General features: G+C 38.4%; 21 protein-coding genes. 5 read left to right on the top strand and 16 right to left on the bottom strand.

Going from position 1 to position 25,574, the window contains the following annotated elements:
• The first annotated feature begins 300 nt into the window (after positions 1 to 300).
• Both SORDD05_RS02425 and SORDD05_RS02430 read left to right on the top strand, forming a co-directional pair.
• Positions 301 to 2,295 (top strand): DUF1430 domain-containing protein, encoded by a 1,995-nt coding sequence (locus tag SORDD05_RS02425; protein ID WP_061416930.1) that lies wholly within the window; start codon positions 301 to 303, stop codon positions 2,293 to 2,295.
• A gap of 1 nt (position 2,296) precedes the next feature.
• On the top strand, positions 2,297 to 2,947 hold the full coding sequence (locus SORDD05_RS02430; RefSeq protein ID WP_061416931.1) for an ABC transporter ATP-binding protein: 651 nt from the start codon (positions 2,297 to 2,299) through the stop codon (positions 2,945 to 2,947).
• Positions 2,948 to 3,051: 104 nt separating this feature from the next.
• On the opposite strand, the gene SORDD05_RS02435 is transcribed toward SORDD05_RS02430, so the two are convergent.
• Genes SORDD05_RS02435 through SORDD05_RS02445 form a run of 3 tightly spaced genes read right to left on the bottom strand, consistent with a single transcriptional unit; the run spans position 3,052 to position 5,943 of the window.
• The gene (locus SORDD05_RS02435; RefSeq protein WP_061416932.1) at positions 3,052 to 3,324 is read right to left on the bottom strand and encodes a PspC domain-containing protein; all 273 of its coding nucleotides are present in this window, start codon (positions 3,322 to 3,324) and stop codon (positions 3,052 to 3,054) included.
• 59 nt (positions 3,325 to 3,383) lie between these two features.
• Positions 3,384 to 3,827, bottom strand: a complete 444-nt coding sequence (locus SORDD05_RS02440; RefSeq protein ID WP_061416933.1) for a SprT family protein — start codon at positions 3,825 to 3,827, stop codon at positions 3,384 to 3,386.
• A complete protein-coding gene (locus tag SORDD05_RS02445) occupies positions 3,814 to 5,943 on the bottom strand; it encodes a Tex family protein (protein ID WP_061416934.1) in 2,130 nt (709 codons plus the stop codon). The genes SORDD05_RS02440 and SORDD05_RS02445 overlap by 14 nt, the downstream gene beginning before the upstream one ends.
• Positions 5,944 to 6,073: 130 nt before the next feature.
• Between SORDD05_RS02445 and SORDD05_RS10325 the strand changes: the two genes are divergently transcribed.
• The 3 genes from SORDD05_RS10325 to SORDD05_RS02460 are packed head-to-tail and all read left to right on the top strand — an operon-like array spanning position 6,074 to position 7,926.
• Positions 6,074 to 6,205, top strand: coding sequence for an SPJ_0845 family protein (locus SORDD05_RS10325; protein WP_061416935.1), 132 nt, complete (start codon positions 6,074 to 6,076; stop codon positions 6,203 to 6,205).
• Positions 6,206 to 7,111, top strand: a complete 906-nt coding sequence (locus SORDD05_RS02455) for a permease (protein WP_061416936.1) — start codon at positions 6,206 to 6,208, stop codon at positions 7,109 to 7,111.
• Positions 7,108 to 7,926, top strand: a complete 819-nt coding sequence (locus SORDD05_RS02460; RefSeq protein WP_061416937.1) for a TIGR03943 family putative permease subunit — start codon at positions 7,108 to 7,110, stop codon at positions 7,924 to 7,926. The genes SORDD05_RS02455 and SORDD05_RS02460 overlap by 4 nt, the downstream gene beginning before the upstream one ends.
• Before the next feature lie 671 nt (positions 7,927 to 8,597).
• Here SORDD05_RS02460 and SORDD05_RS02465 read toward each other — a convergent pair.
• From SORDD05_RS02465 to rnc, 13 genes are all read right to left on the bottom strand, one after another.
• Positions 8,598 to 9,209 carry a tetratricopeptide repeat protein gene (locus tag SORDD05_RS02465; RefSeq protein WP_061416938.1) on the bottom strand — a complete coding sequence of 204 codons (612 nt, stop codon included), beginning with the start codon at positions 9,207 to 9,209 and terminating at the stop codon, positions 8,598 to 8,600.
• Between the two features lie 17 nt (positions 9,210 to 9,226).
• The gene (locus SORDD05_RS02470) at positions 9,227 to 10,279 is read right to left on the bottom strand and encodes a hypothetical protein (protein WP_061416939.1); all 1,053 of its coding nucleotides are present in this window, start codon (positions 10,277 to 10,279) and stop codon (positions 9,227 to 9,229) included.
• An 8-nt stretch (positions 10,280 to 10,287) separates the two neighbouring features.
• Positions 10,288 to 11,061, bottom strand: a complete 774-nt coding sequence (locus SORDD05_RS02475; RefSeq protein WP_061416940.1) for a nucleotidyltransferase domain-containing protein — start codon at positions 11,059 to 11,061, stop codon at positions 10,288 to 10,290.
• A 17-nt stretch (positions 11,062 to 11,078) separates the two neighbouring features.
• Entirely contained in the window at positions 11,079 to 14,429 is a 3,351-nt protein-coding gene (locus SORDD05_RS02480; RefSeq protein ID WP_061416941.1) for a DEAD/DEAH box helicase family protein, read from the bottom strand.
• 28 nt (positions 14,430 to 14,457) lie between these two features.
• Positions 14,458 to 15,621, bottom strand: coding sequence for a restriction endonuclease subunit S (locus SORDD05_RS02485; protein WP_061416942.1), 1,164 nt, complete (start codon positions 15,619 to 15,621; stop codon positions 14,458 to 14,460).
• Between the two features lie 33 nt (positions 15,622 to 15,654).
• Positions 15,655 to 16,620 carry a site-specific tyrosine recombinase/integron integrase gene (gene xerA / locus SORDD05_RS02490; RefSeq protein ID WP_061416943.1) on the bottom strand — a complete coding sequence of 322 codons (966 nt, stop codon included), beginning with the start codon at positions 16,618 to 16,620 and terminating at the stop codon, positions 15,655 to 15,657.
• A gap of 121 nt (positions 16,621 to 16,741) precedes the next feature.
• On the bottom strand, positions 16,742 to 17,155 hold the full coding sequence (locus SORDD05_RS02495) for a type II toxin-antitoxin system death-on-curing family toxin (protein WP_061416944.1): 414 nt from the start codon (positions 17,153 to 17,155) through the stop codon (positions 16,742 to 16,744).
• Positions 17,152 to 17,388: a hypothetical protein gene (locus SORDD05_RS02500; protein ID WP_061416945.1), complete on the bottom strand. Its 237-nt coding sequence runs from the start codon at positions 17,386 to 17,388 to the stop codon at positions 17,152 to 17,154. Before SORDD05_RS02500 ends, SORDD05_RS02495 begins: the two co-directional genes overlap by 4 nt.
• 82 nt (positions 17,389 to 17,470) lie before the next feature.
• Positions 17,471 to 18,532, bottom strand: a complete 1,062-nt coding sequence (locus SORDD05_RS02505) for a restriction endonuclease subunit S (protein WP_061416946.1) — start codon at positions 18,530 to 18,532, stop codon at positions 17,471 to 17,473.
• 12 nt (positions 18,533 to 18,544) lie between these two features.
• Complete coding sequence (locus SORDD05_RS02510; RefSeq protein ID WP_061416947.1) at positions 18,545 to 20,038, bottom strand: type I restriction-modification system subunit M; 1,494 nt, start codon at positions 20,036 to 20,038, stop codon at positions 18,545 to 18,547.
• A gap of 147 nt (positions 20,039 to 20,185) precedes the next feature.
• Positions 20,186 to 21,112, bottom strand: coding sequence for a bifunctional riboflavin kinase/FAD synthetase (locus SORDD05_RS02515; protein WP_061416948.1), 927 nt, complete (start codon positions 21,110 to 21,112; stop codon positions 20,186 to 20,188).
• Between the two features lie 143 nt (positions 21,113 to 21,255).
• Entirely contained in the window at positions 21,256 to 24,795 is a 3,540-nt protein-coding gene (gene smc, locus SORDD05_RS02520) for a chromosome segregation protein SMC (RefSeq protein ID WP_061416949.1), read from the bottom strand.
• A complete protein-coding gene (gene rnc, locus SORDD05_RS02525) occupies positions 24,786 to 25,484 on the bottom strand; it encodes a ribonuclease III (protein ID WP_061416950.1) in 699 nt (232 codons plus the stop codon). The genes smc and rnc overlap by 10 nt, the downstream gene beginning before the upstream one ends.
• Between the last annotated feature and the right edge of the window lie 90 nt (positions 25,485 to 25,574).

Raw genomic sequence — 25,574 nt, forward strand, 5'->3', positions numbered from 1 at the left:
ATGAGTCTAGTTTATCGCAAAAAAAGACGACTTGCCATAACCTAACCTTACAAAAGAGACTTTAATCTTACATTTTTGTAAGATTGAGGAATATTTTTGAAAATGGCTACTATAAAAAGCCATGGTATTGCTTGTTTTATCCTTAAAATAATAGTAAAATTAAATTATGAAAAGGCTTTCTTTGACATCTTGTAAAAGAATTGGCTTTCTGCTAATTATTTTTAAAGGTGCTAAACTATCATTCGTATCACTGCTATAAGGAGGGAGGTTCAGCTCCCTCTTTTTTAGAAAGAGGTTCCTATGAAACGTGTTTTTCTCTTCATCAGCAATCTTCTTTTAACTTTCTTCCTCATTGCCACTCTGTCCTTTTGGAAAGACTCTCTTCCACAAATCCTGTTCCCAGGTGCAGCAGTATTAAGCGGGCAAGCAGATTATTCTACCGTTAAGGAAAAATTAAATAGTCTTGCTAAAGAACATAATAGTCTTATCGCAAGAACCATTTGGGAAGTAGATAGTGATGGAAAATCAAGAACTCTCTACGAAGCTTTTGGAGATGGGCAACTCCCAGACTGGATGCCTCCAGCAAGTCAAGAAAGCATTCACAAGAGCGATCTTCTCAACAACTACAATATTATCAGCGGATCCCTAACTAGTCAAGAATTGGCTACTCATCTGAAAGAACTTGGACTAGAAAAAGCGAATGCATTTGAAAATGACAGAGTATCCTTCGTACTGGCCATCTTTACCCAACCTGATCAGCTCATCAGTATGTTAATCTTTTTGCTGACTTTCTTAGCTTTAATTGTTATCGGTCAGATTCAATCTCTTTCTCAGTCAGGGATTAGATTGATTTCTGGAGAGCGGCTGAGCTATCTCTTCTTTCGTTCTCTCGCAAGAGACGGACTTGATATCCTTCTTTTTGGTCTACCTGCTTTGCTGATAGCAAGTGTCTTGCTCATTTCCCTAGGATATCCTTATGAGGTTCAAACTTTTTTAGGAATACTTTTTATTCTTTACAATAGCCTACTTTTCTTACTTAGCCTCCTAATTGCCCTTCTTTTTACCATTTCTTTGAAAAAAGTTCATCTCCTCTCTATCATCAAAGGAAAATTACCAATCAAGTCAATCCTACGCATTCTCTACTTTGGTCAGGTACTTGCCATTCTACTGGTTATTGTAGGATTTGGACGAATGTCTACTTACTATCATATCCTTGAGAAAAATGAGGCTGGACAAGCTACTTGGGAACAACGCTCCAATGTTGTCAATCTTCAAACAGGGCGTTCCAGTCATATAAAAAATTCAGATGAACTACAAACAAATGCTAATAAATGGTTTGACTTTATTCAGCATGCCATAGATAAAGAAAATGCCTTCCTTATTAAACATAATCTAGTTGAGCAAGCTCTTAAGCAAGCTACCTCAAATCATAATGAAACTGAAAATAACCCTTATGGTGTGGAAGGAAAAAATATTCTCTATGTAACACCTAACTACTTCAAAAAAGAAGGTATAAAGTTAACATCAGAAACCTTTCAAAAAATCAACACCCTCAAAGATGGACAGATTCTTGCCATACTCCCAGAAGAACTACAAAAAAATGAAAAAGATATAAAATCAATCTTGCAACAAGAGTTAACCAACCGATTATACAGTAGCAAGTCTAATCAAACTGTCGAAGTTAGTATAGCTTATACCAATCAAAAAAATGATGTATTTCTCTATAATACCGCCCATATTGCTTATGATCAATGGTTATCAAATCCCATCTTTCTTGTGCTTTCTCCTAAAGCACTTGGCAAGGCTTCCTCCATCTTCTGGTTTACAAATCTAGAATATCTCTATTTTACAGACCTCCACCAGACACAAGAACTTTTGAAACACTATCAACTTGATCATATGGTCTCAGGGCTATCGTCTGCTAGGGAAACCTATCTCCAGTTAAATCAAAAAATTAAAATAGAAATTTTTAGTAACTTAGCGAGTACTATGTTTGCTATTTTGACTTCAATTTTGCTGTTTACAAGTTTAAATCTGCTCTATTTTGAAGCCTTTCGCAAAACCATATTCTTGAAAAAAATCGCAGGCTATTATTTCTTTGAATTACACAGTAGATATATCACTTCTCAAATAATAGCTCTCTTTCTCGGAAGTGGTCTAGCTTTCATTATTTCTAAGAATATCTGGATTACCCTGATCCTATTTTTCAGCTTTTCAAGTTTAGCCGTTCTTCTATTGAAAATCTGTGATAAGAAGGAAAGTAAAACCTATGTTAGCATTATCAAAGGAGGATAGTATGATTGAATTACAACATATTTGGAAACAATTTGGTTCTCGTATTATTTTTTCAGACTTGAATCTGAATTTTCAAAGTGGTATAGTGTATGCTTTGATAGGAGACAGTGGTTGTGGAAAAACCACTTTGCTCAATATGCTTGCAAAACTAGAGACTTTCGACAAAGGAGAAATCGTTTACAAAGGAAAGTCTTTGACTTCTCTAAAAAATGAGGAATTCTATCGTAACGAGCTAGGTTATCTCTTCCAGAACTTCGGATTATTAGAAAGTCAGACCATTCGAGAAAACCTTGAGCTGGGACTGATTGGCAAAAAACAGAACAAGAAACAAGAAAAAGAGAGACTTCTTCTTCAAGCATTACAAGCTGTCAGACTAGATTATCTAAGCCTCAACCAAAAAATCTATGAATTATCTGGTGGCGAGGCTCAACGCGTAGCACTTGCTAAGATTATCCTGAAAGATCCTCCTTTAATTTTAGCCGATGAGCCTACCGCCTCGCTAGATCCAAAAAATTCCAAGGAAATTATGGAAATTCTCCTTGAACTTCGTAATGCTAATAGAACAATTATCATCGCAACTCATAATCCTAGTATCTGGAAAATGGCTGATCAGGTAATTCATCTCTCTCAAGATGGAAAAGAATATACTTAAATACCAAAATCCCTTGTGGCTAAATAACCACAAGGGATTTTCAGTCATTTATGCTGCTTCTTTTAAGTAACATAGTGCAAATAATAAATACTTCCTGTTAAATCTCACCAAAACCAGCCATCATTGTCTTCAATAGCTTGGGCTTCCTTGCGTTTGCGTGGTCCTGTTCCGTACATTTCTGCTTCGATTTCTTCCTTAGTTGGCAGGATAGAGGCAAGAATGATGTAGATTATCACACCAATTCCAAAATTTGCCACGGTAAAAATGGTAAAGAGAAAGCGGACTAGGGTTACATCAAGTTTCCACTTGTCTGATAGACCAGCTAAAACTCCTGACACCATACGATTTCGTCTCATTTTATAAAATTTTGTATTCATGATTGTTTCCTCTTTCGGTATTCTTACAAGTAGTATAGCATAAAACGGGACCAAGAACATCAGTCCTTAGGCCGATTTAAGATGACGAGTTTACCACGGCATACGCCACAGCGATAGCGTTTTGTGTTAATTTTCCTCTTTCGTTGATAGGATTGCTGGCAGGATTGACACTGATAGACTAGGTAACTACTTTGGGCTCTCAAAGGTGGTACAAAGCGTAGTCCATCCACTTCTTTCAAAAGTTCCTTGAAATCTCGGTCCTTATGGCGATACCCCTTTTTCTGAAAATAAAGGTGATAGTGACAAAGCTCATGGCGCACGATTTTGCGAAAGACTTCCAAACCTAGTTCATTATAAATCTTAGGATTAAAATCCAAATGCCCATCCTTAGGGAAAAATCGCCCACCTGTCGTACGCAGACGAGAATTCCACTGGGCTTGATGGGTAAAAGGTCTACCAAAGTCTTCGAGTGAAACAGACTGAACGTACTCAGTTAGATTCATCTGGAGCGAGGAGCGACAGATTGACTTTTTCACGTTCAGTATCGATTTTCTTAACCCAAACCGTTACCAAATCTCCAACAGACACCACTTGGCTGGGATGTTTGATAAATTTGCGACTCATGTGGGAAATATGGATCAAGCCGTCTTCGTGAATCCCGATATCAACGAAGGCACCGAAATCAACGACATTACGCACCACACCTTCAAGCTTCTGGCCGACTTTTAAGTCTTTGATATCCAGTACATCTTGACGGAGAACAGGTGCATCAAAAGAGTCACGGAAATCTCGACCTGGTTTGAGAAGGTCAGAAATGATATCTTTAAGGGTTTCTGGGCCAAGATCCAGTTCTTGCGACATCTCCTTAACTGAAAGGGACTTAAGTTTATTTTGGGCTTCTTCGTTTAGGTCTTTAATATTTAAACGTTTGAAGAGCTCCTTAACGGCAGCGTAGTTTTCTGGGTGAACTCCTGTATTGTCGAGGATATTGCTACTTTCTGGGATACGGAGGAAACCAGCAGCCTGTTCAAAGGCTTTGGCACCGAGACGAGGAACCTTTTTGATTTGGGCGCGTGAAGTGATTTTTCCTTCTTCCTCACGGTATTTGACGATATTTTCAGAAATGGTTTTATTAAGTCCAGCCACGTGAGAGAGAAGTGCTGGGCTGGCTGTGTTGATATTGACACCGACTTGGTTAACCACGGTATCCACGACAAAGTCCAGACTTTCAGACAGTTTCTTCTGACTGACATCGTGCTGGTATTGACCGACACCGATTGACTTGGGATCGATTTTGACCAACTCAGCGAGGGGATCTTGCAAACGACGAGCGATAGAAATAGCAGAGCGTTTTTCAACAGTTAATTCTGGAAACTCCTGACGAGCAAGTTCACTGGCAGAGTAGACAGAAGCACCACTTTCATTGACGATAACATAGCTGACTTCTGGAAAACCTTTCAGAACTTCCGCAACAAAGGCTTCGCTTTCCCGACTGGCCGTCCCATTTCCAATGGCAATGATTTCCACGCTGTATTGACCAATCAAGTCTGCCAAATCTTTCTTGGCTTCTTCAATCTGACGAGCGGAGGCTGGTTTAACAGGATAAATGACTTGTGTCGTCAGCATTTTCCCTGTTGCATCAACGACAGCTAGCTTAGCCCCTGTACGAAAGGCAGGGTCGAATCCTAGAACTACGCGCCCTTTCAGCGGAGCAACCAAGAGGAGATTGCGCAGATTGTCAGAAAAGAGTTGGATAGCTCCTTCTTCTGCCTTCTCAGTCAATTCTGTCCGAACACGGCGCTCGATAGCAGGCAAGACTTTTTTCTTAACAGATTGCTGGATAACCTCTTCTATATAGGCATTTTTCACCCTGAAACGGGCAGCAAAGAAGGCAAGAATACGATCCGTCGCATGTTCAAAGCCAACCTTCAAAACCCCTAGTTTCTCCCCACGATTGAGTGCCAAGGTACGATAGCCCTGCATGTTGCCAACTGTCTCTGAAAAATCGTAATATATCTGAAAAACTTGTTTTTCATCGAGACTTTCATCCTTGACTTGCGAAGTGATTTTAGAGTGTCTCAACACTTCCTGATAGGTCAGTGAACGCAAGGTCACATCTTCGGATAGGGCTCCTACCAAGATATCAACCGCACCAGATAGGGCTTCTGGACCAGTCGCAAATCCTTCACAGACAAACTTCTCAGCTTCTTTCTCTAAGCCATCTACATTCTGCAAAATCAAGCGGGCGAGAGGAAAGAGTCCTGCTTCACGGGCAATGGTTGCCTTGGTCCGACGCTTTTCCTTATAAGGAAGATAGAGTTCTTCTACGTCTGCTAATTTCTCAGCTGTCAGGATAGCTTCTTCCAATTCCTTGGTTAGTTTGCCTTGTTCTTGGATCTTAGCTAAGACAGCTTCTTTACGGTCGTTGAGATTTGTCAGACTTTTATCCAAGTCGATAATAGCCTTAATCGCCACCTCATCCAGACTACCAGTCATGTCCTTGCGGTAACGCGCGATGAAGGGAATTGTCGCCCCTTCAGCCGTCAAACTTAGAACGGTATCGATTTGCTTTAAGGTTACACCCAAATCTTGGGAAATTTTTTCATATTTTTTATCCATAAACCTATTATACCATAAGGAACTGCCCTTGTTTTGCCTTACCTGTTTTTGCATCTTTGATTATCAAAATAATCCCTTTTCCACAAAATAATAGTATAATAGAGGTAGAATGTAGAAAAGAGGTAGGCCCATGGCTGTTAAATTTACAAAAACCGACGACTTGGACAAGATGTTTGAAGAATTCGCAAAACTTCCTGACTTAACACAAGTCACTTTCCCAGATGACAAAGACAAAAAAGAAAAAGTTGAGAATAAAAAATAGATGACTGTTTTCCAATCTCTTCCTCCTAGTATCTTACAAGCAGGGGCTATTCTTCTCTCCATCATGATTGAGGCCCTTCCTTTTGTCTTGATTGGGAGTCTCATTTCGGGATTGATTGAGGTCTATATCACACCTGACAAGGTCTATGAGTTTCTCCCTCGCAATCGTTGGGGGAGGATCTTTTTTGGTACCTTCATTGGCTTTCTCTTTCCATCCTGCGAGTGTGGAATCATTCCAATTATCAATCGTTTTTTAGAAAAGAAAGTGCCCAGCTACACAGCGGTTCCCTTTCTGGTGACTGCTCCCATCATCAATCCTATCGTTCTTTTCGCCACATATTCTGCCTTTGGCAATTCAATAAAATTTGCCTTCTTGCGAACTCTGGGAGCTATTGTGATTGCTTTGGTTCTGGGGATTTTCTTAGGATTTTTCTGGAAGGAACCCATTCAAAAAGAAAATCCCATTGCTTGCCATGAACACGACTTTTCACACTTGACTCCTGCTAGAAAAGTCTTTCAGGTATTTATACAGGCTATTGATGAGTTTTTCGATATGGGGCGTTATTTGGTCTTTGGTTGTCTCTTTGCGGCTATCGTGCAGGTCTATGTCCCGACTCGGATCCTGACCTCTATCAGTGCTAGTCCAGTCCTTGCGATTCTCTTGCTCATGTTTCTAGCCTTTCTCCTCTCTCTTTGTAGCGAGGCGGACGCCTTTATCGGTGCTTCTCTCCTCTCGAGCTTCGGCCTAGCGCCAGTCCTTGCCTTTCTGGTCATTGGCCCCATGCTTGATATCAAAAATCTCCTAATGATGAAACACTATCTCAAAGCGCGCTTCATCTGGCAATTCATGAGCATCGTGACTCTGCTTGTCTTGCTTTATTCTTACATGATAGGGGTGATGCCATGATTCGATTTTTCATTCTACTGGGCTATTTTGCTCTGACCCTTTACCTCAAGCTATCTGGAAAGCTTAGTCACTACATCAACCTCCACTATTCCTATCTAGTCTATATCTCCATGGTCCTTTCTCTTCTGTTGGCTCTGGTCCAATTCTACATCTGGATTAAGAAAATCAACTCACACAGCCATATGGAAAGTCGTCGAGCTAGACAAATCAGCATCCTTTTACTGTCACTGCCTCTCTTGATTGGAGTTGCCTTTCCGACAGTAAGTTTGGACTCGAAAACCGTATCTGCCAAAGGCTATCATTTCCCACTTGCTGAGGGAATCGATACAGCTATTCAGGCAAGCGAAGGAACATCCAGTCAATACCTCAAACCCGACACCAGTACCTATTTTTCCAAATCTGCTTATGAAAAGGAAATGAGGACTACCGCTGATAAATACCTCTCCCAGCCAACCATTCAAGTCACAGATGAAAACTATATGGAGGTCATGGAAGTTCTCTATGACTATCCACAAGAGTTTGAAGGAAAAAAAATAGAGTTTACAGGCTTTGTTTATAACGATCCTAGCCATCCAGATAGCCAGTTCCTCTTTCGCTTTGGAATCATCCACTGTATCGCCGACTCTGGAGTATATGGACTCCTGACTAAGGGAAACTCACGCCAGTATCCTGACAATACCTGGATTACTGCCAAAGGAACTCTCACTCTCCACTACCATAAAGAACTCAAACAAAAACTCCCAACACTGGAAGTTGAGAGTTTCACAAAAGTAGACAAACCAGAAAATCCCTACGTTTATCGTGTGTTTCAATAAAAAGTGACCCAACAACAGACAAATTACTTTTTAAAGTAGCTTGTCTTTTTTGTTCTCCTAGTTCAACAAAATCAACACACAACCTTTCAAACAATAGAAAAAGTCCCAAGAAATAAGATTTCTCGAGACCATAAAAATGTTAATAAGATAGGGTTGACAATTATCACACATTATAGCTTAACTGCAATAGAGTTGTGATAGAAAACGTTAATTTACTAGAAAAAATAAAACTCATATTAAACTGAATATTTCAGTTTCTTACTGGCATAAAGCTATTTGAGTTTAATTTAACAACCACTAACCTCTATTAACGCCACCAAATGCTGAACCAAAAACGGAAGTAGAATCCTAAGAACATAATGTGCACCTCCTTTTGAAAAACGTTTTTCCATCTCAACTATATTATATATTTTCTTGTGGAGAATTGCAAATTTTTTCAGTCAAATTACTAGCTTTTTTCAAAAAAATATGATAAAAGACAAAATTTTATATTAAAAATAGTTATTTACTTTCGGTTTCTGTAAAATGAAGACATAATATAAATGCACTAAGTCCCATAACTGGATTTTTTCAGTTAAACTTCATAGCTTCCAGTTGTTGAAATTATGAACTAGCCTCTTTTCTGCACCATGAATCTCCGCTTTTTACTGTTTTTCTTCAGCTCAGTTGGACTACTTCTCATTTTGTAACAAAGCTCTTACCTCATCTGCTCCAATTTTATCCTCAGCTTTTTCAAAGAGTTGAATAGATTGATAAAAATAATTTCGTGATTTGACTGAATCTTGCTTCAGATAAATCTCTCCCATCCCTCTATAGGAACAGGCTTGGGCAATGAAGTCCTCAGTTGTCAAAGCAAAATCTAGGGATTCTTGCATATAGCTTTCTGCCTCTTCTAGATTTCCCAACTTTAAACGAAGGTAGCCTTGTTCATAGTTGTTAACAGAAAATTTCAAAGCATCATTGGGAAAATATTTTTTTATAATTTGCATTTCCTGATCGATATAGAGTAGAGCTTTTTGAAAATGACCCATTTCCCTGTAAATCATCGCTAACTGATGATAACCAACATGTTCATTTTCTTGGTCACTTTTAATTCGGGCTAAGTCAATATAACGCTGGTAGATACTTAAGCACTCCTTATAATTTTGCTCTTCAAGATAGATATAGCCCATCAAATTTAATAAACTAAAATTAGTGCAAGTTTCCAAAGAAAAATCAGCTTCAACTAATTTTTTAGCCTCTTCAATTTTGCCTTCAAACAATAATTCCCATGCTTGATTCATGCTTATTCTCCTGCATCTTACGTTGTATAGAAATCTATTGATAAATCGCTATCAGATTCGTATTTTTTCCAAGCTAAACTGAATCCATAATAATCTTCAAATTCAGGGTGCCAGTCATAATAAAGTGGGATACGACTATATTTTCTTGCAGCAACTTCGTCTTCAAATTCTGGAGATTCCCCTGCAGTAATACCAAATTGAAGACCATTTAGTTCCCAGCTATTGCCCCAAACATTTTCATCCGAGAGAACATCGACCCATCTCGAGGCATCAATATCAAAATCTGCACATAATTCCAGCTCATAGAATCTTCTACAGTTAATCTCTAAAGGCTTTATATAAAGGGCGCCATCCACTTGGTACTTTTTATCTTTGACTTGAATCTGTGTGATTTTCATTGGAATTGGAACTCCATTTAATTCTAACCAGAAATAACCTAAGGGAGTTTTGATACCATGATATGTTTGCTGAGAGTTAGGTTTAGCATTTTTAGAGCAAGCATCAAGAATTCTTCCAAGCTTAATTAAATTTCTACAAACGATTTTCGAAGTGAATGGGTCGAAATGTGAATACCTACGGATGATACGTTTTAACTTTTCAACAGGAAAGGTGATATCCTTTGGTAGGGCATGATACTTCTGTACAACTAAAGCAGTTTTTTCAGTATTTTCTTTCCCTACTGGGACAATAACAGCGTGCCCAATATGGATATTTGGGTCATCGCAGATATAAGTATAGCCATTCCCTCCCTCCTGAAACTCAACTACAACAAGATTTAGCTCTTGATCTGGATCAAAGAGAGGCTCGACCTTTTCAACTTCTTTGCGCTCATAAAAAGTAAAGCGATCTTCATCATCGTCTTCGCCAAAAACCATGAAACTTCCACACTCAGGGCACTTCCACATATAAAAAGAAGCTTCTGAAATATCATCATAAGAAATTTTATTATGGTCGTCAGCTTTATTCATAATTTCTTCAAACAACGTATCCGAATAAACTGAAAAAGCATTTGGATCGGGTGTTCTATGGTTGTCCATTGCTCGCCCGCATCTACATGTCCATTTACCCATAAACAACCTCAGTCGTAACTTAATTCTTCAAGGAAAAATTGATTTAGAGCTTTCCAGTCTTTCTTCATCTCAGTAACGCTTTGAACGTATACATCAAGCTCTTGGATATTATCTAAAATATAATCTTGAATTGGCTTAATCGGATCAATTTCCATACCTTCAGGACCGTTTATCTTAATGTCAAGCAATCTTAAAACATGCTCCTTCATTTGAGACGGAAGCAATTCTTTCACCAAATCATCAAATAAAATTGGCGGAACAGAATGGTATTTTTCAATCCAACGACAAGCCAAAATAGGACGTAGCGCATAGAAATACTTTTTAGGTTTAACCTTGTCTCCAGAAAGATACTTATTCATTTGAGTTCTAGCAGTATTCAAGTAATGGTAGAGCATTTTTTTCTCTGAAAAATACTGGTTTGCAAGAGGACGTATGCGTTCGATAAAATTCGTTTGTTGATAAACAATTGGCGACTGTAACCATTCAAACAGTGTTGGATTTGACTTATAAAGGAGTTTTAAAGTCTTGTCTAAATCCCAGCCACTCACATCCCAAGTATCGTCAATTGGTAGTTCAATAACATCACGCTGTTCATTCAAATGGAGATAAAAATCTTGCTTGTGTTTGTAGATAAATCGCACATCAAAGTCACTATCAGGAGACTCAAATCCCCAGGCACGACTACCAGACTCAATAGCCCACAAAACTGTGACACCATAATCACGCTCAATTTCTGCTAATTTTTCCGGTACCAGAACATTCATTTCTTCTTGCGTTTGCATCTACAACCTCTTATTATTTATGCTGCTTCTCCAGCTCGATCATTGATGAGTTCAATTGTTTGGACAATATTACGAAGTATAGGGAGTTGGTGTTGAAAGAGTAGTTGAACTGAACCATACGATTTAAACGGCTCTTGTGTTAAAACTTTAGTCTCCAAGCAACCATTTTCTACAATGTAATCTACAATCAATTTCACAAAGGAAATTTGCTTGGCATTGAGACTCTCATCCGATAGAAATTTAGAAAAAACTTGATTGGCAGCCTCTCTATCTAAACCAATAATCTCACGAACCAATCTAGGAATTGCCTTATTTTCATAATGTTGTTGGTAATCTGACTTGCTACCTAATTTTTCCCATAGCAATGTTTCAAGTGCAAGTAAATCTTGAGAGGTCAATTTTTCATTATGGTATAACTTAGAAATTGCTTCATCATCTAGATGAGTTTTCAAATAATGTTCAACTTTTTCATTATAAGATCGCAGGTCATTGACTTGTAAATATGGCTTAGTATCATGGACAGTGGAAAGAATGTGATCATCAAAATTGACATAATATACAGTGCGTTCCGGTTTATCCAAAAACTGTAGTAAATCTCGAAGCGCAAAGCGTATTTTTTCCAGCTCAGATAAATCAACTTCTTCCCAAAATTCTGGTTCTTGTACTTTCCTGATGATTTCAGCCTGTGCAAAAACCTGTGGTATATTGCCAACCCTAGCAAGAGCCTTAGCTGTTTTCATAACTTGAGATATATGGACAGTTGCTGACTTAGCTAACAGTTGTCCTAACTGTATCTGAAACAACCATAAATCAAATCGTCTCGCCATCTCATCCTCTTTATTTTCTTCAAAAAGAAGCGGAGAAAGATCTTTCTGGATTGTTTCACTTGTGACGGTCGTTAGATTTTGCCAATTTTCCAACTTCCTATAAGTATAAACCGTATCTAAGACCATACGAACCCTAAAATCCAACTCATTTAAATTCACCATACGTCCGTGAAGTTCTGTTACGAGTTGTTGACGGTATTCTCTAGCAAACTGATTATCTTGATAATGAAGTCCCTGCAGTTCTCGAATCAAATCCACCTTGATGTTAAACAAACGTTGAGTCAAAGAAACAATGTGACGGCCATCTCCTGCTCTTGGATCAGCTTTGAAATATTCAAAATTATCACCATAATCAAATACCAAGAAATTTTCCTTATCCTGCTCAGGGCCAAATAAATCTTTACAAAGACGGGTTCCACGGCCAATCATCTGCCAAAATTTAGTTTTAGAACGCACTTTCTTGAAAAAGATTAAATTGACAACCTCTGGTACATCAATACCTGTATCCAACATATCAACAGAAATTGCAATTTGAGGGTATTTCTCCTTAATTTTAAAATCATCAATTAAGGTTTGATAATGCTTAATGCTATAATCAATCACTTGAGCATAATCGCTTCCTTTTTCTGAATAACGTTCGTTAAAAATATCTCTGATGTATTCAGCGTGTCGATGGTTTTTAGCAAAAATAATGGTTTTACCAATTTCGTCACCTGAAGCTGTCTGAATCCCTCTTGTCATTAGTTCATCTAAAACAATTTCGACTGTTTTTCTATTGAAAATAGAGGTATTAAAATCCGCAGGATCGATATCTTTTTCAGAACTACCATCTTCAAATTGGCTATCAAAATATTCTTTTTCGTCTTGGGATAAATCATCGTAATGTAGACCATCCGTAGGTAGTTTCAACTTGGTTTCAATCGAATGATAAGCTACTAAATAGCCATCTTTGACAGCCTCTTCCAGATCGTATGCATATGTTGGAACACCATTCTCCAAGTTAAAGAAACCGTAGGTATTTTTATCTAAATCTTGACGCGGGGTGGCAGTTAATCCTACAATCCGTGCATCAAAATAGTCAAAAATTGATTTGTATTTCTGATAAATAGAACGGTGAGATTCGTCAATTATAATAAGATCAAAGTGCCCAACAGTAAAGGGGCGTTGGTTTACTTCTTCTTGATCACTAATCGCTCCTATCATAGTCGGATAGGTTGAAAAAACCATACGACTAGATCGAGCGCTATCTTTATCCTCTAAGAAATTACAAACTGAAAGATCTGGAAGTAATTTCCTAAATGAATCATAAGCTTGCTTAACTAGGGAAGTTCTATCAGCTAAAAAAAGAACATTTTTTACCCAGTTATGACGCGATAGGATATCAACTAGAGAAACCGCTGTACGGGTTTTCCCAGAACCAGTTGCCATAACCAAGAGTGCCTGTCTACGATTATTGGAGAATGCTTCACAGACACTTGTAATCGCATGTTTCTGATAATGACGTCCAGAAATGTCGTCCCTAATTTTGCTAGAAATATCCTCGAGTGGTTTTTGCAAGTGACGTCTGTCCATCAACAGTTGCAACTCTTCTTGAGAGTAGAACCCTGCAATCTGACGACGATTGACACCATCAAGTATGTAGTGCTTTAGACCATTGGTAATAAAGCAAATTGGCCGATAGCCGACTTGTTTCTCAAGAGCTTCAGCATATTCCTTGACCTGCACCTCCCCCACTTCTGGATTTACAGCTGCCTTTTTGGCCTCAACAATTGCTAGAACTTTCCCATTTTTACCATAAAGGACATAATCACAATATCCAGTTCCTGTACCATGTTTCAAACCATGAACTTCTACCTCAACACGACAGTTTTCTTCAAATGTCCAACCTGCTAAACGGAGATCGATGTCAATAAAGAGTTTTCTTGTCTCTGCTTCAGATAGTTGATCGATATGGAAAGATACATCTTGCCGTAGAGCTGCTGTTTCACGTTTTTCAGTATAAGTCTCTTGAACAGCCAAGGACTGACTAGCCATCTGTTCATCGAAATCAGGAAGATCTGGCAAACTGTTTTGTAATTTCGCCATAGATTGTGGCGTTTCTCGAAACTTGATGTTTGCTGAAAGTGGCAATAACTGCTCGTCAAAATAACGCTCCACAAACTCGTTACTGTAGCAATAATCAATAAAATTGACAAACTGATACAAATGATGCAAAGCCAAAATCGCTTCTCGTTCCTTAATTTCTCCACCATGTGCAGCATGATTTCCCCATCGAATTAAAAGAACAATCTGCCTGTGGAGCTCAGGATCCACAATCTCTCTAAAATCATCATCCCATACCAAAGAAGATAAGGTAGCACGATAGGGAGCTTCTAAATATGAATCGTGACTATATATCCAATGAACAGCCTGCTCCAAAGCACGACGCGCCATAAAAGCAGTAGCCACAGTAGATGTCGCAATCATATTTTCAGCTTCTATACAAGGCTTTGAAAAAGATTCATACTCTTCGTTATTTAAAAGAAAATCAAAATTTCCCATTTTTCTCTCACTTTGAATAAATAGATAGCTATATTATACTAGATTTCAAGCTATTTCTCCACAGTTTTATAACTATCCCACAAGCAAATTGTGATTTGTCGACCTGAGCCACAAAGTCTGCGAACTCGTTTTGGAGGGAAAGAGGGGGGAGGGGGATGTATAATTCTTCAATCTGATTTTTTGTTATCGCTTGACGGGTGGCGCCTGAACTTTCTCCTATTTTCAGTAACAAACTCTTAAACTCTGAAGTTATTAGAAGTTGATTTAAAAATATTGGTGATAATAAGTGCTTTTTACAACGAATTATAGAAACGTGCTGATTAACTCTCGCAGGCAAAATATTTTGAGGAACAATACAGCAACGAGATACAGATGCACCTGTAATATTTAGCAAAACATCGTCGGATTCAACAATTACATTATTTAATTTTTCAGCCTGAACATTAGTTAGATAAGCTAAATCTTTGAAAATAAACTTACCATCATATACATTCATACTTCTAATAAGTGCTATCCCTTCGTTGACATAACTTTCTCTTCCTCCTCTAGGTGTAGCCCCTGAACCAATTTTTAATGTTAATTTTGATAATCTATGTTTTTCCCAACCCATTTCATTCAGAACAGGATCCCCAAACATCTCGTTAAATCGGGATTTTACAAGGTTTGAGAGTAATTTAGATTGATGTCTTCTTTTTAAAATCTGATTATCTAAATTCTCTAAATTTTGTATAATCTTTTCTTGAACATCAATATCCTCATGGAACGTAACTTCAAACTCCGAAAATTGAGTTTTATTGATTATTGGGACAACGGGCGCGTTGGAAATAAAATCTAATTTCGATTTATTATATAGCAATAAATATGCTAAATATTTAGATAAAATTAATTTATTCGGAACAATTGCATTAATTTGTTGATTAAATGATAATTCAGATTCAGAAATCATAACTTTTCCAATTATACCTATACAAGTTACTAATACTGAATTTTTGGGGGCAATTCTTGCATTGTTTCGTGCATTCTCAGATATATAATTTTTATTCCCTTTTGATGACGAAATTTCATCTATAGTTTTAAAGTCATCTGGTTTTATAAAAGGGATATCATTGCTATCATAAAATTCTAATATTTTTTTACTAGGTGTATTTCCTGTAATAATTTTCCCAAGATCACATAACTTCACTTTCTTCACGCAACCACCTCCTCGGAATATCGGGATTTGCAGTTAAGAGATGAATTTTTGGTGTGAATGTTTGACATTGCTTTGGTTAACCATGGCATAGGCCAGAGTTGTATCAATTTTGCTGTGACCGAGTAGTTTTTGGACTTGCTCAATAGGCATTCCTTTATCAATAGCCTTTGTCGCTAGGGTTCTTCTGAATTTATGTGGATGAACCTTTTGTATTCCAAGTTTTTGTCCTAACTTTCTCAATCGAATCTCGACACCAGCAATTCCAAGTCTCTGGGCTTTTCCAAGTAGCGTTACAAAAAGAGCTGGATGACTATCTTTTCTATCATTGAGATAGTTTCTTAAATGAATTTTCGTACGAGCATCAAAATATACGGGTCTTTCTTTTTTTCCTTTTCCAAAAACAACGCACTCTCTGTTTTCAAAATCAATATCAGAACGATTCAACTGGACCAGTTCTCCTACACGCATACCTGTTGATGCTAGTAGGTCAATCATTGCCAAATCTCTTAAATTTTCACAATTATCTCTCATAATTTCCAGATGTTCGTCCGTATAAGTTTCTTTCACAGTTTGTTCTGTTTTAATTTTTTTAATCCTTCGAATAGGATTCTTGATGATATATTCCTCTTGCTCAAGCCAAGCAAAAAAAGAGGACAATATACGCCGAATATTGTCCAAATTCGCCTTACTACAGTCCTTTTCAGACTGATAATTTGCTAGATAACTCCTTAAATCATCTGTTGTCAGTTGTGTCACAGACTCCTTAATATGATGAAACAAATTTTCAATTGTTCTCTGATAATAACGTATTGTTTTTGCGCTACAGCCCTCCACCTGCTTAGCAGTGATGAATAGTTGCAACAGATAATTATTCGAATACTTTTGCTGCTTTTTTCCATCCACTAGATGGCGTTCTAAACTCTCTCTCAATGCTAGTAATTGTTCATTGTTTAAAAGTGGTAACATTTCTTGTATGATAATTGTAACTTTTGATTCCATAAATTCTCACTTTCATTATTACTCATCAATAAAAAGAGGCAATATCAGTTTCTGCATTACAGAATTCTAATATTGCCTGTTCATTTATTTTCTTATGCTCATTTTAATCCAGCATACTATCTTACTTTTTGACCTTTTCTCTGATAGAATGTTCAGAAATCCATTTAGAGTAGTTTATCATTTTTTCATCAGTTAAAGCTTCTACCGCTATAGTCACGCACATATCAACCGCTTCTTCCACGGAAACAGTAAAGTGATAACCATTTAATTGTAAAAACTTCACCAAAACAAAGAAGGCCGTTCGTTTATTGGCGTTGGCAAAAACATGCTTCTTTATCAATTGGACAAATAATATTGTTGCTTTATCAAAAATTGTTGGATAAAGAGGTTTGCCAAAAACAAATTGTTCTGGTAAGTTCACAATCATATTTAACGCTGAAGGACTAACTGTTTGAATTTGCTCCTTTGGAGAATACCGTTGAATTACTAAAGCATTGATTTTTTCAATTTGCTTTTCTGTTAGATAGACTGTCATTTTTCCACCAAAGCTTTGAAAACATCGTCGTATTCATCAAAAATTGTATCCAATTTTAAGTTAAAGGCATCATCAGAAACATAAGAGACCTGATGATTCAATTCTTCAGGAGTAAAGATAATTTCACCGCTTGGTAACAATTTCGCTTCGTATTTAACACCACTTGGAATATTGAACTCGCTTGGAATCGTAATGGTGATTGAATTTCCTTGTTTTCTTGTTTTTACGACCATCTGATTTCCTCCTTTGAAGTATTATAACAAATAATTACGGTAATTACAATGATAGTGTAAAACTGCTATTTCATCTCAGAGCTTAACCGAAATATTCCTGCATAAGTGATTTTTTCAAGGTTTCCAATTCTTCCAGAGATTTTTGAATTGCCAATTGTGATTTGTCGACTTGAGCAACAAAGTCCGCGAATTCGTTTTGGAGGGCTAGAGGGGGGAGGATATATTTCTGTTTTTCTAATGGTTTTTGAGTTATCTTTGGTTGACCTGAGAAATCAGCAAATCTACTAAAATCAATTACTTTCATTAATTCTAATAAAAATACAAGGTTAAAATCTAAATTTTTAAACTCTTTTATATATATAGCATTGTCACTTATCCATACCTTACCGTGAGTAGTTCTTACATTACCACAATATGCACCTACACGACCAATGATAATAGTTGAATTATCAATTAAATAATTTCGACTTTTCCAAGCAATACCATTTCCACCATAGGCAGGGTAACCTTCAAAAACTCTATCATTTTTATCAAGAAATTTTCCACTTGAAAATTTAAAACACTGCTGTCCCGTTTTCACTGCAAATTTCTTGTCATTATTTATAGGATCCCCAAACATCTCGTTAAATCGGGATTTGACGAGTAGATTAAGCTCTTTAAGTTGTTCTTGTCTCCTTAAAATCAGCTTGCTTAACAAATCTAGTTCACTTGCAATTCTTTGTTGCTCTTTCAAATTTGTATATGAAACCAAAATATTATCAAAATATTTTTTTGTTAAATGTTTCATTGTGGAACCATGAGTGTGTTTTACAGCATCTTGCAAACCTTTTTCAACAACATATTTAAAATATGATTTATCGATATCTATCTTATCGAAAACCACTTTAAAAATATGCTGATTTAACACTGCGGATTTTCCACACCACTGAAAAACTCCTAATGTACCCGACCAAGAAATAAGAATGTCACCATCTTCAATAATGTATTTTTTATCAATCGTACCCGAATAATAATTTGTCTCTTTTGAAGTTTTAGTCAAATTCTGTATTCTGATAATCTCTTTTCCTTCAGATGACCAATCTTGAGGTTTAAAAGCATATCCATTAATAAAAGTAGCCACTTCCCCCAACTTCACTTTTTTCATACATCCATCTCCCTACTTGAGTAATTCTTCTAACTCTGCCAAGCCAGCTTGAATTTCTTTTTCTAGATCATTGATTTTCTTTAAGATAACTTCTGTTGGTTCATACTCAACTTTTTCATACTCGATTTCTTTGTATTTATTGATCGATAAATCATAATCATTATCCTTTATCTCATCAACTGGAACAAAGAAAGACTGGTCCGTTCTCTTACGTTCTGCTTCGTTTTCAAGTTGATGGAAACGTTGAATAATATCTGGAATATCATTGTCACTGATCGGTTGTCGTTTATCATCCAAACTTAAACCATCTGCTTTCATATCGTAAAACCAGACCTTATCCGTTCCACCATTTCCAGTTTTTGTAAAGATGAGAATGGCAGTTGAAACTCCAGCATAAGGTTTGAAAACGCCACTTGGCATTGATATTACAGCATCTAATTTATGATTCTCTACAATTTCCTGACGAATTCCTTTATGGGCTTTAGAGGAACCAAAGAGGACACCATCAGGTACAATAACCGCTGCACGTCCCCCTGGTTTCAAGGTACGCAAGAAAAGAGCAAGGAAAAGCAATTCTGTCTTTTTGGTTTTTACAGTCGCAAGGAGATCATTTGAAGTTGAATCGTAGTCAAGTGACCCTTTAAATGGAGGATTTGCTAAAACTAGAGTGTACTTATCTGCTTCTTCATTATCTTGAGATAGTGAGTCAAGATAACTAATTTGTGGATTTTCCACTCCATGTAGCATCATGTTCATTGCACCAAGTCTCAGCATAGTTGTATCCGTATCATTTCCATGAAACATATTGTTATGAAAATGTTTGATATTATCTGGATTGGTTTCCCATTCATCTTTCTTACGCTTTAAGTAACGGCTAGCAGATACTAAGAAACCCGCAGACCCCATAGCAGGATCTGAGACAATATCCTTGATAGTTGGTTGCATTAACTCAACCATCATATCGATGATGTGACGAGGTGTACGAAATTGTCCATTTTTACCTGCGGTTGACAATTTTGATAGCAGATATTCATAGATGTCGCCAATATCATTAATCCCCTGTGTGTCACTATCAAAGTCTATGCCTGAGCCTCTGGTTGGAAATTCATCTAATATGGAAATCACCTTTTGGAGCGTAGCTGGTTTATTAATTTGAAAGATGGCTTCACGCATATAACGTGAAAAAGCTGTATCGTCAGTATCACCCTTAAGATTCTTAATAAATGGAAAAATCTCCTGGGTCATTAAACGATAAACTTCCTGAGCATCTCCTATATTTTTAAAAGTCGACCAACGGTATTCAGGTTTGTCTTTTGGAAAAATTCCCTCATAAGAAATCCCTAAAAACTCAGCATCGCTTTCGCGTCCAAGTTCAACACTATCCAAATCCTTCATAAACAGAAGATAAGTCAATTGTTCAATATTTGTTAGAGGATTTGCATTTCCTTCAGTCCACAGCATTTCCCACAGTTGATCGATTTTACTTTTTAATTCACCTGTAATCATATAGTCTCTTTTCTTTGGTTTTTAAAGTTATGAATATCACTATTTTAACAGATTTTCAATCAAGCTTCAATTATGTTTCTCGCTATAAAAATTTCTTTCAAAAATAAAAAAGCAAACACAAAATATGGTTCACTTTTTTAAACTTTTCTACTCTCCATCCTTCCAGTTCCGAGCAATCTCTTCGTCTTTCTGGAGTTGGTCTACCAGTTCCTCTACGGAGTCAAATTTGACCATATCTCGAACACGGTCCAGCCAGTAGACCATGACTGTCTCACCGTAAATATCGTCTGAAAAGTCGAAAATATTGACTTCAAAACGTGGTTCTTCTCCATCGAAAGTAACATTTTTCCCAACACTTGCCATGCCACGATATCTCTGACGCTGCACTTCCACATCGACTACGTAAACACCGTCCGCTGGCATGTAAGTTCGGTCTCTTAGGACCAAATTGGCTGTTGGATAACCGATAGTACGCCCACGTGCATTTCCATGAACGACCATCCCACGAGATGGAAGCGGAGTGCCGAGCAGATGATTGACTTCCTTTACATCTCCATCAAGAATAGCTTGGCGAATCCGTGTGGAACTAATCTTTCCCTTTTCGTCCTCGACTGGAGGAACAATGATGATTTCTCCATCAAAATAGTCCTTCAAGTCATCTGCAGTTTTCTTATCAGAACCAAAGGTATAGTCAAATCCTGCTACGATAATCGCTGGTTTTAAAGCCTTGATATAGGTATCAAAGAACTCTTGACCCGTTAAACTAGCAAATTTGCTACTAAAGTCAAGTAAGAAGAGAGCCTCTACTCCATGCCACTTCATCTTGTGCTCCCGTTCTTCGTGATTGACGATATGGAGCATGAGCTCAGGTTGGTAAGGTTGCAAGGCAAGTTTTGGCGACTCTGTAAAGGTCATCACGACAACTGGCAGATAATCCTTCATTGAAGCCTTGCTGGCTACTTCAAAAAGTTTCTGATGCCCTTTGTGGATGCCATCAAAATAACCTAGTACAAGGACTGTTTTTCCCGGTACTGCAATATCTTTTTCGTTCTTAATAGGTACTGTTGTAATCATGAAACTATTATATCATAGAGAAAGCCTTTTCGCTAAGAGGAAATCCCAAATGTCGTTTTTTGCTCCTGAACTGACCTTAAGAGAAAATTTAGGGCTTTAGTTTTAAAAAATAGCACCTCCTAAGAGATGCTATCATTTGGTAACTAGTCTACTGTTTCTTCCAAGTCTTTTAACTTAACCGAAACAATCTTAGAAACACCTGATTCTTGCATGGTAACTCCATAGATAGAGTCCGCTGCCGCCATCGTCCCCTTACGGTGGGTTACGACGATAAACTGACTATCCTTGTCAAAGCGGTTGAGGTAATCCCCAAAACGCTTGACATTGGCTTCGTCCAGCGCCGCCTCTACCTCGTCCAAGATGACGAAAGGAATAGTCTTAACTCGGATGATTGAGAAGAGCAAAGCCAGAGCAGATAGGGCTTTTTCCCCACCACTCATGAGGTTGAGAGATTGGATTTTTTTACCTGGTGGTTGGACAGAAATCTCCACACCAGCGGTTAAAAGATCTCCCTCAGTCAATATCAAGTCCGCCTGACCTCCGCCAAACATCTGTCTAAAGGTCACTTTAAAGGACTCACGAATAGCCTCAAAGGTTGATTTGAAGCGTTCCTTAACCTCATCATTCATCTCTGTGATAGTCTCAAGAAGCAGATTTTTCGCTGACAAAATATCATCTCGCTGGCTATTTAGGAAATCCAGACGGCTGTGAACTTCTTCGTACTGGTCAATAGCTTCCAAGTTGACAGGACCCAGCGAGCGAATAGCCTTCTCTAAATCCTTAACCTCTTGCTCCGCCAGATTGAGATTTTCCAGTTCATGAGCCTTTTCTAGCGCCTCTGTGTAACTGATCTGGTACTGGTCTGTTAATTGAGCTTGTAGATAGCGCAAGCGTTCGCTGACCTTTTCCTTCTTAGCTTCAGCACGTGTTTGTTTGCGAATCCACTCTTCGTTCTGCTGGCGAGCCTGATCCAAATGACTGGCAATATCTTCCAGTTGACCCTCTATATCATCCAACTCAAACTGCTTGCGAATCAGACCTTGTTGGAGGTTTGTTTTCTGAGTTTGGGCCTCTTCCACCTGCTGGCTTAGCAAATCCGTATCCACTTTCTCAAGATTATCAACCTTTTCTTGGAGGAGGCGCTGAATCTCCTCTTGTTCGATATCCAGACTATCCAGTTCCTTGCCTAAGCGTTCAATATCAGCCACTTCGTACCGCTTTTGTCCTTGCAGTTCGGACTTAAGCAAGCGCGCTTGAGAAATCTGTTCCTGCAAGTTTTGATATCGTTCTTGAATAGCGTTTTTGTTAGACTTAATCTCTTCAATCTCAGCTTCTAGATTTTGCTTTTCACTGGCAATAGTAGCAAGGCGCTCTTGGCATTTTTCCTTGTCCGCTTGCCAATCTCCTTCAGAAAGACGATTTAATTCCTCTTCTTGGAGTTTCCAAAGCGTTTCCAGTTCTTCGATCTGCTGATTGGTTTGTTGATAAGCAAGATACAAGCCTTGCTCCTGAATACGAGCTTGCTCACCCTGAGATTTGATGGATTCTAATCTTTCTGTCAATACTGCCATCTCATCTTGCAAGGTCTTCAAAGTCGCCTCTTCTGACCGCAGACTAGCTTCTTCTTCAGCAATTTCTTTTTGTAATTGCTTCAGTTCTGGCTTGATGAAAATACTGTTATTTTGACGATTGGCACCACCTGCATAGGAACCACCTGTACGCAACTCTGTCCCATCCAGTGTCACCATGCGAACCTGATAGCGAACTTGACGAGCTGCGGCACGCGCATGTTCTACAGTATCAAAGATAGCCGTTGTGGCTAGCAAGTTCTTGAAAATGGCTTCTAGTCTCTTATCAAACGACACCAACTCATCTGCCATTCCCAGAAATCCTGGACTTGCAGCGATAGCATCTTGATTCTGACTAGAAATCGTACGAGCCTTGATAGTCGTCAACGGAAGGAAGGTCGCACGACCAGCTCTGTTACGTTTTAGGAAATCAATTGCCTTAGTTGCCGCGTTTTCATCTTCTACGATGATATGCTGACTGCTAGCTCCAAGCGCAATCTCCAAGGCAGTTTGATAATGCACATCAAAGGTCAAATGTTCACTGACTGCACCAATGATCCCACCAAGACGGTCTTTTTCTTGAAGAACACTCTTAACACCCGCATAAAAATTACTATGATTTCTTAGAATGTTTTCTAAGCTTTGGGCTCTAGCCTGCTTGTTTTTAAGAGCGTCCAGACGGTCAAAGAGTTGGCTCTGCTGGGCTTGGTAAGAAGCTTTCTGCTCCTCTTGTTCCTTGGCACTAGTTTGGTAGTCTGACAATAATTTCTGAACCTGCTCCTTAGCAGTTTCAAGCTCAGCCTCTTGCTGACTCGCCTTTTCTTTAGCTGTAGCCAGTTGTTCTTTCAGTTTTTCAAGTTGATCTGCTTGTTTTTGAGATAGCTGACGGCTGTTCTCTAGTTCATTCTCGATGCGGGTCAGTTGGTTTGAGACATCCGCTTCTTCCTGTAAAAGAGCGACAAAGCGTTCACGCAAGAGCTCAATCATCTGGTCAGGATCATCTGAAAAAGCTAGCAATTCTGCTTCTAAACGATTGAGTTCCTTGTTATTTTCAGCTAGATTTTCCTCTAAATGTGCCAAGTTCGCTTCTTTTTCAGACTTCTCCTTACTTAGAGCCTTTCTCTTATCTTCCAAAGTCGCCAAACGGGCTTGTGCTTCTTGTTGATTAAGGGCAACTTGCTCAAATTCCAGTTTTGAAAGGGCTAGTTTTCGCTCTATGTCACTAATCAAACTAGTCAAATCCATTAAGCTCCCTTGGTCTTTAGCCATTTCAGCTTGGAGATCTTGGCGTTTCTTTTTAAGACTTTGATTTTCCTCTTCTAACTCTTCACGCTTTTGGTAATAGCTAGTCAAGAGTTCCTGAACTTGCGTTAGCTCTTCTTCTGTCAGCTCTAGTTCAGCCTTGTTTTCCTTGATCTGAGCGACCAAAACATCCAAGTAAATTGCCTTGCGTTGACCATCCAAGTCGAGAAACTTGCGAGCATTCTCGGCTTGTTTTGCAAGAGGCTTGATTTGATTGTCCAACTCATAGATAATGTCCTCTAAGCGATCTAGATTGTCTTGAGTTTGTTGCAGTTTGCTCTCTGTCTCTTTTCGACGAGTCTTGTATTTTAAAACTCCAGCTGCTTCTTCAAAAATAGCACGGCGTTCCTCTGGCTTGGAATTAAAAATCTCCTCAACTTTCCCTTGGGAAATGATGGAGAAGGAATCCCGTCCCAAACCGGTGTCCAAGAAAAGGTCGTGTACATCACGCAGACGGACTTTCTTGCCATCAATTCGATACTCGCTATCTCCACTACGGTAGATATGGCGTTCTACCTTAATGACTTGCCCTGCATCCTTGATAAAACCATCTTCATTATCCAAGGTCACGACAACAGAGGCATAATTGAGCGGCTTACGACTTTCAGTTCCAGCAAAGATAACGTCGGGCATCTTACCACCACGAAGGCTTTTGACACTAGATTCACCCAAGGCCCATCGCAGACTTTCTGTGATATTTGACTTCCCAGAACCATTTGGCCCAACGACAGCTGTCACACCTTGGTCAAAGACGACCTTGGTCTTGTCAGCAAAGGACTTGAATCCTTGGATCTCAATTTCCTTTAAATACATGAATCAAGCCCCTTTTCAACGGCATTTTTTGCGGCCTCTTGCTCTGCTAATTTTTTAGAACGGCCTTGACCTTTTCCGATACTCTTGCCCTCAACTAGAACTTCTACATCAAAAACCTTGTCATGGGCAGGCCCCATCTCAGAAGTCACCTGGTAGCGAATATCCACATCCCCATTGACCTGGAGCAACTCTTGCAGGTGTGTCTTGTAATCCTTAATCATTTCAAAGTCACCTACTTCAACCTTGGGAATCATGACCTGATAGATAAACTCTTTTACCCTAGAAACATCCTTGTCTAAAAGCAACGCTCCCAGAAAGGCTTCAAAAGCATCACCGAGAATGGTGTCACGATTGCGCCCACCAGACTTTTCTTCTCCTTTACCCAGCTTGATAAACTGATCAAACTGGCAATCACGCGCAAAACCAGCCAAACTTTCCTCACGGACAATCATGGCACGGAGCTTGGACAAATCTCCCTCTGGTTTCTTAGGATATTTTTTATACAGATATTCTGAAATCAATAATTGCAGAACAGCGTCTCCTAAAAATTCCAAGCGCTCATTGTGTGAAATTTTTAAGAGGCGGTGCTCATTGGCATAACTCGTATGAGTAAAGGCCGTTTCCAGTAAGTTTTTGTCTGCAAATTCGATTGCAAAACGCTTCTTCAGTACAGTTTGTAATTCTTTCATACTGACCTCTTTCTAATAATTACGATCCTTTCTATTATAACAAAAAAAGCCCTCTGAGTCACTTTAAAACGGGACTAGGAAAGATTTGGG

This window comes from Streptococcus oralis (assembly GCF_001578705.1).
In the GTDB taxonomy this organism is placed as follows: Bacteria; Bacillota; Bacilli; order Lactobacillales; family Streptococcaceae; genus Streptococcus; species Streptococcus oralis_J.

What these genes read in the sequence shown, in the direction of transcription:
- SORDD05_RS02500 (WP_061416945.1), bottom strand. Translation starts at nt 17,388, where the DNA reads ATGGTCGTAAAAACAAGAAAACAAGGAAATTCAATCACCATTACGATT.
- SORDD05_RS02430 (WP_061416931.1), top strand. Translation starts at nt 2,297, where the DNA reads ATGATTGAATTACAACATATTTGGAAACAATTTGGTTCTCGTATTATT.
- SORDD05_RS02470 (WP_061416939.1), bottom strand. Translation starts at nt 10,279, where the DNA reads ATGGGTAAATGGACATGTAGATGCGGGCGAGCAATGGACAACCATAGA.
- SORDD05_RS02460 (WP_061416937.1), top strand. Translation starts at nt 7,108, where the DNA reads ATGATTCGATTTTTCATTCTACTGGGCTATTTTGCTCTGACCCTTTAC.
- SORDD05_RS10325 (WP_061416935.1), top strand. Translation starts at nt 6,074, where the DNA reads ATGGCTGTTAAATTTACAAAAACCGACGACTTGGACAAGATGTTTGAA.
- SORDD05_RS02475 (WP_061416940.1), bottom strand. Translation starts at nt 11,061, where the DNA reads ATGCAAACGCAAGAAGAAATGAATGTTCTGGTACCGGAAAAATTAGCA.
- SORDD05_RS02440 (WP_061416933.1), bottom strand. Translation starts at nt 3,827, where the DNA reads ATGAATCTAACTGAGTACGTTCAGTCTGTTTCACTCGAAGACTTTGGT.
- SORDD05_RS02435 (WP_061416932.1), bottom strand. Translation starts at nt 3,324, where the DNA reads ATGAATACAAAATTTTATAAAATGAGACGAAATCGTATGGTGTCAGGA.
- SORDD05_RS02480 (WP_061416941.1), bottom strand. Translation starts at nt 14,429, where the DNA reads ATGGGAAATTTTGATTTTCTTTTAAATAACGAAGAGTATGAATCTTTT.
- SORDD05_RS02465 (WP_061416938.1), bottom strand. Translation starts at nt 9,209, where the DNA reads ATGAATCAAGCATGGGAATTATTGTTTGAAGGCAAAATTGAAGAGGCT.
- SORDD05_RS02455 (WP_061416936.1), top strand. Translation starts at nt 6,206, where the DNA reads ATGACTGTTTTCCAATCTCTTCCTCCTAGTATCTTACAAGCAGGGGCT.
- rnc (WP_061416950.1), bottom strand. Translation starts at nt 25,484, where the DNA reads ATGAAAGAATTACAAACTGTACTGAAGAAGCGTTTTGCAATCGAATTT.
- SORDD05_RS02425 (WP_061416930.1), top strand. Translation starts at nt 301, where the DNA reads ATGAAACGTGTTTTTCTCTTCATCAGCAATCTTCTTTTAACTTTCTTC.
- smc (WP_061416949.1), bottom strand. Translation starts at nt 24,795, where the DNA reads ATGTATTTAAAGGAAATTGAGATCCAAGGATTCAAGTCCTTTGCTGAC.
- SORDD05_RS02510 (WP_061416947.1), bottom strand. Translation starts at nt 20,038, where the DNA reads ATGATTACAGGTGAATTAAAAAGTAAAATCGATCAACTGTGGGAAATG.
- SORDD05_RS02495 (WP_061416944.1), bottom strand. Translation starts at nt 17,155, where the DNA reads ATGACAGTCTATCTAACAGAAAAGCAAATTGAAAAAATCAATGCTTTA.
- SORDD05_RS02515 (WP_061416948.1), bottom strand. Translation starts at nt 21,112, where the DNA reads ATGATTACAACAGTACCTATTAAGAACGAAAAAGATATTGCAGTACCG.
- SORDD05_RS02505 (WP_061416946.1), bottom strand. Translation starts at nt 18,532, where the DNA reads ATGAAAAAAGTGAAGTTGGGGGAAGTGGCTACTTTTATTAATGGATAT.
- xerA (WP_061416943.1), bottom strand. Translation starts at nt 16,620, where the DNA reads ATGGAATCAAAAGTTACAATTATCATACAAGAAATGTTACCACTTTTA.
- SORDD05_RS02445 (WP_061416934.1), bottom strand. Translation starts at nt 5,943, where the DNA reads ATGGATAAAAAATATGAAAAAATTTCCCAAGATTTGGGTGTAACCTTA.